Source organism: Pseudomonas sp. GV085 (assembly GCF_003050925.1).
Lineage (GTDB): Bacteria > Pseudomonadota > Gammaproteobacteria > Pseudomonadales > Pseudomonadaceae > Aquipseudomonas.
This window is the reverse complement of record NZ_QAOV01000001.1, coordinates 494,264-505,861: the sequence shown is the minus strand read 5'-3', so window position 1 is coordinate 505,861 and position 11,598 is coordinate 494,264. Positions and strand designations below refer to the sequence as shown.

The following is an 11,598-nucleotide window of genomic DNA, read 5'->3' as shown; positions in this document are numbered from 1 at the left end:
TATGGCGGCCCACCACTAGACTGCGGGCCGCAAGTACTGCCTTATAGACCCTGCTCTACAAACGGAACGGTCAGGGCCAGTGCCGCATCCAGTGCGCCAGCGTCGGTACCGCCGCCTTGCGCCATGTCTGGACGACCACCACCCTTCCCGCCCACTGCCGCAGCGGCTTGCTTCATCAAATCACCGGCTTTGAGTTGGCCAGTCAGGTCTTTGGTTACGCCTGCAACCAGAACGACCTTTTCCTCATGGACACTGCCGAGCAGGATCACTGCGCGGCCGAGTTTGTTTTTCAGTTGATCGACCAGCGCCAGCAGCGCCTTGCCATCCTGACCGTCCAGACGCACGGCCAGCACTTTCACGTCCTTGACGTCCAGCGCCTGGGCCGACAGATCGTCGCCCGCGGCACTGGCAGCCTTGGCCTGCAACTGCTCGAGTTGCTTCTCCAGCAGACGGTTGCGCTCCAGCACAGCCGACAGCTTGTCGATCAGGTTGTCGCGGCTGCCCTTGACCAGGCTGGCCGCTTCCTTGAGTTGTTCTTCCGCCGCGTTCAAGTAGGCCAGCGCTTGCGCACCGGTAACGGCTTCAATACGACGCACACCCGATGCCACACCGCCTTCGCTGATGATTTTCAGCAGGCCGATGTCGCCGGTGCGGTTGGCGTGGATGCCGCCGCACAGCTCGACGGAGAAATCGCCCATGCTCAGCACGCGCACGCTGTCGCCGTACTTCTCGCCGAACAGCGCCATGGCGCCTTTTTGCTTGGCGGTTTCGATATCGGTTTCTTCGGTTTCAACTTCGGAGTTCTTGCGAATCTCGGCGTTGACGATGTCTTCCAGCGCTTTCAGTTGTTCAGGCTTGATGGCTTCGAAGTGGCTGAAGTCGAAGCGCAGGCGCTGACTATCGACCAACGAGCCTTTCTGTTGAACGTGATCGCCCAGTACCTGGCGCAATGCAGCGTGCAGCAAGTGAGTCGCAGAGTGGTTCAACGACGTGGCGTGACGCACCTCGGCGTCAACGTGGGTCTCGACCGGCGCACCAACGATCAGGCTACCCGAATCCAGGATACCGTGGTGCAGGAATGCACCGCCGGTCTTGGTGGTGTCACGCACGTCGAAACGCGCGCTGCCCGCCTGCAGATAACCGCAATCACCGACCTGGCCACCGGACTCGGCGTAGAACGGCGTCTTGTCGAGAACGATCACGCCCTCATCGCCTTCGCTCAATACGTCGACCGACTGGCCATCTTTATACAGCGCAACGATTTTGGCGGAACCGCTGTGAGCGATGTAACCGGTGAACTCGGTGGCCACGTCAACCTTGACCAGGCTGTTGTAGTCCATGCCGAAGGAACTGGCGGAACGGGCACGGACGCGCTGGGCCTCCATCTCACGCTCGAAACCTTCTTCGTCGATGGTCAGGCTGCGCTCGCGAGCGATGTCGCCGGTCAGGTCCATCGGGAAACCGTAGGTGTCATAGAGCTTGAACACTACGTCGCCGGGCACCACGTCGCCTTTGAGTTCGGCCAGATCCTGCTCGAGGATCTTCAAGCCCTGCTCCAGGGTCTTGGCGAATTGCTCTTCTTCGGCCTTCAGCACGCGCTCGATGTGCGCCTGCTGGGATTTCAGTTCCGGGAAAGCTTCGCCCATCTCGGCGACCAGGGCCGCGACGATCTGGTAGAAGAAGCTGCCCTTGGCGCCCAGTTTGTTACCGTGACGGCAGGCGCGACGGATGATCCGGCGCAGCACGTAACCGCGGCCTTCGTTGGACGGCAGCACGCCGTCGGCGATCAGGAAACCGCAGGAACGGATGTGGTCAGCCACCACTTTCAGCGAAGCCTGGGCGTCGTTGGTGCAGCCGATGGCCTTGGCCGACGCGCTCAGCAGGCTCTGGAACAGGTCGATTTCATAGTTCGAGTGAACGTGCTGCAGCACGGCACTGATCCGCTCCAGGCCCATGCCGGTGTCGACCGACGGCGCTGGCAGCGGATGCAACACGCCATCGGCGGTGCGGTTGAACTGCATGAACACGTTGTTCCAGATTTCGATGTAGCGGTCGCCGTCTTCTTCCGGCGAGCCCGGTGGGCCGCCCCAGATGTCGGCGCCGTGATCGTAGAAAATCTCGGTGCAAGGACCGCACGGGCCGGTATCGCCCATGGTCCAGAAGTTGTCGGAGGCGTACGGTGCGCCCTTGTTGTCGCCGATGCGCACCATGCGTTCGGCCGGAACCCCGATGTCCTTGGTCCAGATGTCGTACGCCTCGTCATCGCTGGCGTAAACGGTGACCCAGAGCTTTTCCTTCGGCAGGTTCAGCCACTTGTCGGACGTCAGGAAGTTCCAGGCGTAGGTGATGGCATCACGCTTGAAGTAATCGCCGAAGCTGAAGTTACCCAGCATTTCGAAGAAGGTGTGGTGACGGGCGGTATAACCGACGTTTTCCAGGTCGTTGTGCTTGCCGCCGGCGCGCACGCATTTCTGGCTGCTGACCGCGCGGGTGTACGCGCGCTTTTCCTGGCCCAGGAAGCAGTCCTTGAACTGGTTCATCCCCGCGTTAGTGAACAGCAGGGTTGGGTCGTTGCCCGGAATCAAAGAGCTGGAGGCTACACGGGTGTGGCCTTGCTCTTCGAAGAAGCGAAGGAAGGCTTCACGGATTTCTGCGCTTTTCATTAGGTTCTTCCACGGAGGCTGCGGCCAAAGGCCTGTTCGAAACGTCAACAGACGAAGCGACGGCAAAGGGCCGCATTATATCGGCGTTAGTGACTAGGTACAGTGTGTTTGTACGTTGCAAACACTCATTTAGACGGTTAACGCCGTCACTTGCCAGAAAAGTCGACGAATGTCGCGACGACTTGCTCGATTTGCCCACGGCTGACGTCCATGTGCGTGACCAAACGCAGACGGGCGGCGGCACTGAGCTTGATCCCGCGATCGGCGGCAAACACCTTGATCGCCTCGGCCTGGTCGCCCATCTGCACATAAACCATGTTGGTCTGCACCGGTTCGACTTCGAAACCCGCCCCCCGCAGGCCTTCGGCAAGGTACTGTGCGTTGGTGTGGTCATCGGCCAGGCGCTGAACGTTGTGATCCAGCGCGTACAGGCCTGCCGCCGCCAGAATCCCGGCCTGACGCATGCCGCCACCGACCATTTTGCGCAGGCGCCGCGCCTTGCCGATCAGCTCGGCCGAGCCGCACAGCACCGAACCCACCGGGGCGCCCAGCCCTTTGGACAGGCAGACCGAGACGGAATCGAAATATTGAGTGATTTCCCGGGCATCCACACCCAGCTTCACTGCCGCGTTGTACAAGCGTGCGCCGTCCAGGTGCAGCTGCAACCCGTGTTCGCGGGTAAAACTGCGCGCCCGCGCCAGGTATTCCAGCGGCAGGACTTTGCCCTGCATGGTGTTTTCCAGCGCCAGTAATCGAGTGCGGGCGAAGTGGAAGTCATCCGGTTTGATCGCTGCCGCGACCTGCGCCAGGTCCAGCGAACCGTCGGCCTGCACTTCCAGCGGCTGCGGCTGGATCGAACCGAGCACCGCCGCACCACCACCCTCGTATTTATAAGTGTGGGCCTGCTGGCCGACGATGTACTCGTCACCGCGTTCGCAGTGGGCCATCAATCCCAGCAGATTGCTCATGGTCCCGGTGGGCACAAACAGCGCTGCGGCAAAACCCAGCCGTTTTGCCAATTCAGCTTCCAGACGATTGACCGTCGGATCTTCGCCATACACGTCATCGCCGGTGGCGGCTTTGGCCATCGCGTCGAGCATGCCGGCGCAAGGTTGGGTGACGGTGTCGCTGCGAAGATCGATAACGCTCATGAATCCGGCCTCGGTAAGCAGGGGAAATCCCTTTCAGGAAAGAATTACTGCGGGCATGGTGCCGATTAATCAACCCTTGAACGAGGAAAAGACGTTTTACACCGTCGAGAAAACGCAATCCATGTGGGAGCGGGCCTGCTCGCGATAGCAGTGGATCAGCCAACATCGATGCTGAATGTACCGCCGTCATCGCGAGCAGGCTCGCTCCCACAGTTTCGTGACCTGCATTGGCCATGCATGGCTCACAAATATGTGATAAAAACGCTACGCCGCCAAACATTCCAGCGGCAAAAACGTTCTCAGGGCGGGGTGCAACTCCCCACCGGCGGTAATTGCGCGCAATGCGCATAGCCCGCGAGCGCTTGGTGACAGCACCGCTTCGGCGGTACCTGACAGCAAGGTCAGCAGACCCGGTGTGATCCCGGGGCCGACGGTCATAGTCCGGATGAAGAGAGAACGGGATTGACAGCAAAGGGCCGTCCGCCGGCATTCGTGCGAGCGTGCGTACCCTCAGATCCCCTTCGATTCATAACGCCCTGTTTTTCACACAAACAGGAGTCAGAACATGCAACCCACCGCAATCGACAGCAAAAGCAAACACCATCACGGCGAGCGCGTTGCGTTCATCCAGGCCTGCTGGCACAAGGATATTGTCGACCAGAGCCGTAAAGGCTTCGTCGCCGAAATGATTGCCCAGGGTTATCAGGAATCCGACATCGATTTCTTCGAAGTCGGCGGCGCCTTTGAAATGCCCCTGCACGCCAAGCTGCTGGCCAAGACCGGTCGTTATGCCGGCATCGTCGCGGCAGCCCTGGTGGTGGACGGCGGGATCTACCGTCATGAGTTCGTCGCCCAGTCAGTGGTCAGCGGCCTGATGCAGGTTCAGCTGGAAACCGAAGTGCCGGTATTCTCGGTATCCCTGACCCCGCACCACTTCCATGCCGGCGAAGAGCACCAGAAGTTCTTCTTCGAGCATTTCGTGCATAAAGGCCAGGAAGCGGCGAAGACCTGTGCGGATACGTTGCACAAGATTCGCGCGCTACGTCGCACCGAGCCGCGTGCGGTCGCCGTCTAAACACAAAACCCACTGTAGGAGCAGCCGGTCGACGCTCGATTGCTCGCGAAAAACTCAAGATCGCCGCGGGGCATCAATTTCCCCGCGTTATCGTTGACGACCTTCGCGAGCGAGCTCGCTCCTACAGGGATTCGCCGTCAGGCCAGGTTTTCGTCGGTGGTCGGCACGACCAGGATGCCGGCACGCAAACCGTTCTTCACCCTGGGGTTCGGGAAGATGATCCGGGCGCCCTCCTCCTCGATGATCCAGCGGGTGTTGGCGATGTCTTCCGCCAGCAGATAACCGACTTCCAGCTCCGAAAAGTTCTCGATGTCCGCCGGCAGGTTCAGGCGGAAGCTGTCGCTGTGCTTGATGATTTCCCGTGCCACGCTGTACAGCTGCAAACCGTCCAGTGCTTTGTCAGTCAATTCCGGCTCGGTACCTTCGATGATCTGCTTGAGACGCGCCTCCAGCAGCGAGACATTGACCCCGGCGTTCTGCCCGAATGGCCGCGCCTTGCCGAGCTCCAGGGTGAAAGCCTCGGCACCGAGCTTGTCGTAGGTGTAGGCGCTGAACACGATGGACGGCTTGTTCTGCAGCAACACCGCTTCCATGCCGGCGGCGCGCAGGCGCCCCAGTTCCTGGCGCGAATGCTGGCGGTCTTCTTTCCACGGGTACAAGGCGAACTGCTCGATTTTCGAGCCACGAATGGCCGTGTGCAGGTCGTAATGCAGGCGCTGACGATCAGGCAGGCTGAAGAAACTCGCCGCCAACCGCTCCAGCTCACAAGCACGCAAGGCTTCGCAGCCACTGCTTTGTTCATGACGGCCATTGAACAGCCGATTGACGTCCTGCTCGACGAAACGCTCGCCCTTGCGAATCGCCTCGGGGTTGCCGAACAGGAACAGAATACGTGCGCGCGGCTTCAAGTCGCCGCGGGCAATGTCGTGCAACAGGCGATCGAGCAGTTCGATCGGCGCTGTTTCATTGCCGTGGATCCCCGCCGACAGCAGCAGGTCCAGGCCGTTGTCACGCGCTTCAGGTGGCCGGACTTCCAGCGCACCTTCGCTCAACCAGCGCATGCGCACGCCTTCGACAGTCAGTTGAGTCTTCTCCGCCGGTTCGCGGCCGGCGAGGGTCAGTTCAAGCAGTTTGCCGAGGGCGAGCATAGAGCGGTTTCCTTAGTGATCGTGGTTACAATCCGGGCCGTGAACATGCTCCTCGTCGGTGAGGTCGGCAGGTTCCATCTCCAGTTGCAGACTTACCAGATTAGTCGCCAACGGGCGCAGCAGCAGGTTGGCGTATTCGGCATCGCCTTCTTCGACGTCCACACCGATCAGCAACTGGCCGCGGCCGTCCTGCTGGATCCACAGCTCTTTGCCTTGCCACATGACCGCGACGCGGGTGCAGGAAGTCTCCAGTTGCGTGCCGTCGGTGTCTTCAAGGATCAGCTGCAGGGTATCGCTCATGTCTTTACGCTCTCGTTTGAGATGAAGCAGCGCGCTGCCGTAGAAGGTGGCGCGCCGTCGATCAATTGATCTGGAATGGATAAACCGCGCCCAGTTTAAGGATTTGCGTCAGTTCATCCAGTGCCGTCCGGCACTCAAGCAGCAATTGCGGGTCCGCCAGATCGTTTTCGGTCATGCGGTCGCGGTAGTGCTTCTCGACCCATTCGGTCAGTGTGCCGTACAACGGCGCCGTCATGATAACCCCTTGATTGACCGCCGCCAGCTCGGTTTCGTTGAGTGCCACGCGCAACCTCAGGCAAGCCGGGCCACCGCCGTTCTGCATGCTCTGCTTGAGATCGAAGACTTTCACTTCGCGGATCAGGCCGCCGGAGCTGGTCAAACCCTGCAAGTATTGCCAGACACGCTCGTTGCCACGGCATTCTTCCGGCACGATCAATAGCATGGAGCCGTCAGGACGCGACAGCAGTTGGCTATTGAACAGGTAGGAACGAACAGCGTCTTCCACGCTGACAGCGGAACGCGGAACACAGACAGACTGAAATTTCCCACCGACTTTGGCGAGTTTGCTCTGCAGCTCCGCAAGCATCTGCTCGGTCTCGAGGAACGCGTCTTCGTGATAGAACAGCACTTCGCCGTTACCGACTGCGATCACGTCGTTGTGGAACACACCCTGATCGATCACCGACGGGTTCTGCTGGGCATAGACCACGCCGTCATCGCTCAAGCCGTGCAAACGGGCAACGGCCTGGGATGCTTCGAGGGTCTGGCGTGCCGGGTACTTCTGCGGTGCCGGGTAGCGGGTGTCGAACGCGCTACGGCCAAACACGAAGAACTCGACACCGGCTTCGCCGTATTCACGGCAGAACCGTGTGTGGTTGGCCGCGCCTTCGTCACCGAATTGCGCCACGGCCGGCAAGGCGGCGTGGTGGGCGAAGTGTTTCTGGTCAGCGAACATCGCCCCCACCACGCGGCTGGTGGTCGGGTGTTCGATGCTGCGGTGGTATTTGCAGTTGAGGTTGGCGGCGGTGAAATGCACGCGACCGTCAGCGGTGTCGGCGCTCGGGCTGACGGTGGCAGCGTTGGCCACCCACATGCTCGAGGCCGAGCAACTGGCCACCAGCAGAGGCATCGCGTCTTTGGCAGCGCGCTCGATCACTTGAGCGTCGGTGCCGCCAAACCCCAGGCGACGCAGAGCGGCCACATCCGGGCGCTCTTGCGGTGCCAGTACGCCTTGCTGGAAACCCATTTCCATCAGCGCTTTCATTTTTGCCAGGCCTTGCAGCGCCGCTTCCTTGGGGTTGGAAGACTGCTGACTGTTGCTCTGGGACGCGACGTTGCCGTAGGACAGGCCGCCGTAGTTATGGGTCGGCCCCACTAGACCGTCAAAATTGACTTCATAGGATTTCATCGGCGAGGCTCCACGAGAATCTGTTGTTATAGGCTTCAGTAACTAGATTTGAGACCGAGGCGCGGCCATCGCGAGCAGGCTCGCTCCTACAGGGTTTGTGTCGTACACCAAATGTGTATCCACCACCGAACCTGTGGGAGCCAGCCTGCTGGCGATGGGCATCACGCCATTTTCACGCCAGGCGTAAGGGCCGACGGCATCACCAGGCTCGGGGTTTCCAGCGAGGCCACCGGGTACGCGCAGTAATCCGCCGCGTAATAGGCACTGGCGCGGTGGTTGCCCGAGGCGCCGACGCCGCCGAATGGCGCGCTGCTCGCGGCACCGGTCAGCTGCTTGTTCCAGTTGACGATTCCGGCACGGCTTTCCAGCCAGAATTGCTGATAACGCGCTTCGGAGTCCGACAACAGACCGGCGGCAAGACCGTAGGCGGTGTCGTTGGCTTCAGCGATCGCCGCTGCAAAATCAGCGTAGCGAATCACTTGCAGCAACGGGCCGAACAGCTCTTCGTCAGGACGATCGGCGACAGCGGTCACATCCAGAATGCCCGGGGTCAGCAAGGCTGATTGAGCCTGAGGCTGCGTCATTTCCAGCAGCGCCACGGCGCCGTTGGCCAGCAGATGCTCTTGCGCATCCATCAACGCTTTCGCAGCGCCAAGGGAAACCACCGAGCCCATGAACGGCGCCGGTTGCTGATCGAAGGCACCAACTTCAATAGTCGCGCTGACCGCCACCAGGCGCGCCAGCAGCGAGTCGCCCCAGGCACCTTGTGGCACCAGCAAGCGTCGGGCGCAAGTGCAGCGCTGGCCGGCGGAGATGAACGCCGACTGAATAATGGTGTACACCGCGGCATCGAGGTCCGCGACCTGATCGACCACCAGCGGGTTGTTACCGCCCATTTCCAGCGCCAGGATCTTGTCCGGACGACCGGCGAATTGCTGGTGCAGGTGATTGCCGGTGCGGCTGGAGCCGGTGAAGAACAGGCCGTCGATGCCCGGGTTCGCCGCCAGGGCGATGCCAGTTTCGCGAGCGCCTTGCAGCAAATTCAATACGCCGGCCGGCAGACCGGCCTCGATCCAGCACTTGACCGTCAACTCGGCGACTTTCGGTGTCAGCTCGCTAGGTTTGAACAGCACGCTGTTACCGGCCAGCAGTGCCGGCACGATATGGCCGTTCGGCAGGTGACCCGGGAAGTTGTAAGGACCGAACACCGCCACCACACCGTGGGGCTTGTGGCGCAGCACAGCGGTGGCGTCGCCCAGCGGGCCGCTCTTCTCGCCGGTACGTTCGCGGTAGCTTTGCACCGAGATGGCAATCTTGTTGACCATGCTGGTGACTTCAGTCGCCGCTTCCCACAGGGGTTTGCCGGTTTCTTCACCGATGGTATGAGCCAGTTCGTCCGCGTGAGTCTTCAGGGCAGCAGCAAAGGCTTCCAGCACCGAAATACGTTCTTCCAGGGTACGCCGCGCCCAGCTTGGGAACGCCTGACGCGCCGCTTGCACAGCCGACTCGACCTGAGCGGCGGTGGCACCGGTGCCGGACCACAGCACCTGCTGGGTCACCGGGTTCAGCGACTCGAAGGCTTCGCCCCCACCTGCCAGCCATTCACCTGCGATGTAAAGCGACTTCATTATTTCGACTCCCGAGCTGCGGACAACGCCACGGCGCGCACTTGATCGCCAGCGTTGAGTTGAAGACGTTTGGCGGTCTTCGAATCGACCACCAGGGTGCCGGCGGCCAGACGTGCCGGAGCGGCAGTGATACGGCAGTCTTCGCGCTTGCGGTTGTGAATGATGAATGGCGTGGCGTCATCGCCCGGCGTGCCAACGGCCAGCACCAGTGCCTGGCTGTCACGCACCGCGCGGATCTTGCCGGTTTCGCATTCGATGGCCGGGCCTGCGTCGAAAATGTCGACGTAGCCCTGGTAGCTGAAGCCTTCGCTCTTGAGCATGGCCAGCGCCGGCTCGGTGTCCGGGTGAACCTGACCGATCACGTTGCGCGCATCCGGCGACAGGAAACAGGTGTACAGCGGGAATTTCGGCATCAGTTCGGCGATGAACGCCTTGTTGCCGACGCCGGTCAGGTAGTCGGCCTGGCTGAACTCCATCTTGAAGAAGTGCCGGCCCAGGCTTTCCCAGAACGGCGAACGCCCGGCTTCGTCGGAAACACCGCGCATTTCGGCGATGATCTTGTTGCCGAACAGCTGCGGGAACTCGGCGATGAACAGCATCCGCGCCTTGGACAGCATGCGACCGTTGAGGCCACTGCGGTAATCGGCGTGCAGGAACAGCGAGCACAGCTCGGAGTTGCCGGTCAGGTCGTTGGCCAGGAACAGCGTCGGGATTTCACGATAGATGTTCAGCTCTTGCGAAGCGCTGACCGTCAGACCGACCCGGAAGTTGTACCAGGGCTCACGCAGGCCGACGGCGCCGGCAATGGCGGAAATACCCACCACGCGACCGTCATCATCTTCGAGCACGAACAGATAGTCCGCATCGCCCCGCCCGGCTTCGCCGCGAAAGGTCTTCTCGGCCCAGCCGACCCGATGGGCCAGCCGCTCTTCGTTGGCCGGCAAGGTGGTCAGGCCGGTGCCGGTGCTGCGGGCCAGGTCGATCAGAGCGGGTAAATCGCTGCTGCGTACGGGACGAACGATCATGCTATCTCCTCAAACGGGCCGCTTGCGCCACCCGTGAAACTTCGCTGCTTTCCAGGCAATGCCTTAGGAATTAAAGCAGGCGTTAAACCGCCACCAGGCGCACGCTGGCACCCTCGCCGACGCCCAGGGCTTCGGCCGCTTCCTGGTCCAGGGTCACCGGTTTACCCGGCGCGTAGTCAAGCTCGAGCATGACCGCGCGGTAGTCCTGCAACTGGGCATTGGCAACCAGATACTGGCGACCGACGCCTTTGACCGGCTCGCCGATCTTCACCGGCACCACACGGCTCTGGGCGATCGAACGGATCCCCGAGACACGGGCATGCAGCGTCGGGCCGCCGTCGAAGATATCGATGTAGTGATCGGTCTCGAAGCCTTCGCGCATCAGGATGTCGAAGGTGATCTGCGCCCGCGGATGCACCTGGCCCATGGCTTCTTGCGCGGAGTCCGGCAGCAGGGGCACGTAGATCGGGTAATGCGGCATCAGTTCGGCGAGGAACGTCCGGCTCTTCAGGCCGCACAGACGCTCGGCTTCAGCGTAGTTGAGGTCGAAAAAGTTGCGACCGATGGCGTCCCAGAATGGCGAGTCGCCATTTTCATCGCTGTAACCGACGATCTCGGTCACCACCGAATCGGCAAAACGCTCCGGGTGGCTGGCGACGAACAGCAGACGGCCACGGGAATTGAGCTCAGCCCAAGGCGAACCCACCAGCTCGCGCTGCACGTAGAAGCTGGTCAGCAAACTGTTGCCGGTCAGGTCGTGGCACTGCGAGAGCACGTGGATCTTGTTGTGGATCTTCAGCTCGCGGGAAGCGTGCACGAAGGTTTCGTTGCGGAAGCTGTAGAACGGCTCGGAGTAACCGGCCGACGCCACGATGGCCGAGCAACCGACCAGCTTGCCGCTGGCAGAGTCTTCGAGGACGAAGAAATAGCTTTCCTCACCGTTGAAGCTCACTTCGGCGGCGAACGAGGCTTCGCTTGCCGCGATCTTGTCGCTCAGGCGCTCAACGTCATCCGGCAAGGAAGTGACACCAATCGGACTGTCCGCAGCCAGACGCTGTACCTCGCCCAGATCAGCCATTTGCGCGGGGCGCATCACCAGCATGGTGTCACTCCTTTTTCTAAAATTCTTTGAGGAAAATAGCCGGCCCCTTGTAGGAGCGAGCCTGCTCGCGATGGTGGATCAGCAACAATGATGTCGCC

General features: G+C 61.2%; 9 protein-coding genes and 1 riboswitch. Of the genes, 1 reads left to right on the top strand and 8 read right to left on the bottom strand.

Annotated elements, in window-relative coordinates:
- Positions 1 to 41 precede the first annotated feature (41 nt).
- Together alaS and ltaE are read right to left on the bottom strand one after the other, a co-directional pair.
- Complete coding sequence (alaS, locus tag C8K63_RS02360) at positions 42 to 2,663, bottom strand: alanine--tRNA ligase (protein WP_108215216.1); 2,622 nt, start codon at positions 2,661 to 2,663, stop codon at positions 42 to 44.
- Positions 2,664 to 2,809: 146 nt separating this feature from the next.
- The gene (ltaE, locus tag C8K63_RS02355; RefSeq protein WP_108215215.1) at positions 2,810 to 3,814 is read right to left on the bottom strand and encodes a low-specificity L-threonine aldolase; all 1,005 of its coding nucleotides are present in this window, start codon (positions 3,812 to 3,814) and stop codon (positions 2,810 to 2,812) included.
- 291 nt (positions 3,815 to 4,105) lie between these two features.
- A riboswitch (FMN riboswitch) is annotated at positions 4,106 to 4,276 on the top strand.
- A gap of 103 nt (positions 4,277 to 4,379) precedes the next feature.
- Between ltaE and C8K63_RS02350 the strand changes: the two genes are divergently transcribed.
- Positions 4,380 to 4,889: a 6,7-dimethyl-8-ribityllumazine synthase gene (locus C8K63_RS02350; RefSeq protein WP_060539740.1), complete on the top strand. Its 510-nt coding sequence runs from the start codon at positions 4,380 to 4,382 to the stop codon at positions 4,887 to 4,889.
- Between the two features lie 137 nt (positions 4,890 to 5,026).
- Here the strand turns inward: C8K63_RS02350 and astE are convergent, their stop codons facing one another.
- The 6 genes from astE to aruF form a co-directional block, all read right to left on the bottom strand.
- Positions 5,027 to 6,037, bottom strand: a complete 1,011-nt coding sequence (gene astE / locus C8K63_RS02345; protein ID WP_108215214.1) for a succinylglutamate desuccinylase — start codon at positions 6,035 to 6,037, stop codon at positions 5,027 to 5,029.
- A gap of 12 nt (positions 6,038 to 6,049) precedes the next feature.
- Positions 6,050 to 6,337 carry a topoisomerase II gene (locus C8K63_RS02340; protein ID WP_108215213.1) on the bottom strand — a complete coding sequence of 96 codons (288 nt, stop codon included), beginning with the start codon at positions 6,335 to 6,337 and terminating at the stop codon, positions 6,050 to 6,052.
- 61 nt (positions 6,338 to 6,398) lie between these two features.
- Positions 6,399 to 7,745 carry an N-succinylarginine dihydrolase gene (gene astB / locus C8K63_RS02335; protein WP_108215212.1) on the bottom strand — a complete coding sequence of 449 codons (1,347 nt, stop codon included), beginning with the start codon at positions 7,743 to 7,745 and terminating at the stop codon, positions 6,399 to 6,401.
- A 161-nt stretch (positions 7,746 to 7,906) separates the two neighbouring features.
- Positions 7,907 to 9,376: a succinylglutamate-semialdehyde dehydrogenase gene (gene astD, locus C8K63_RS02330; protein WP_177413215.1), complete on the bottom strand. Its 1,470-nt coding sequence runs from the start codon at positions 9,374 to 9,376 to the stop codon at positions 7,907 to 7,909.
- On the bottom strand, positions 9,373 to 10,398 hold the full coding sequence (gene astA, locus C8K63_RS02325; protein WP_108215210.1) for an arginine N-succinyltransferase: 1,026 nt from the start codon (positions 10,396 to 10,398) through the stop codon (positions 9,373 to 9,375). Before astA ends, astD begins: the two co-directional genes overlap by 4 nt.
- Before the next feature lie 82 nt (positions 10,399 to 10,480).
- Positions 10,481 to 11,500, bottom strand: coding sequence for an arginine/ornithine succinyltransferase subunit alpha (aruF, locus tag C8K63_RS02320; protein WP_108215209.1), 1,020 nt, complete (start codon positions 11,498 to 11,500; stop codon positions 10,481 to 10,483).
- Between the last annotated feature and the right edge of the window lie 98 nt (positions 11,501 to 11,598).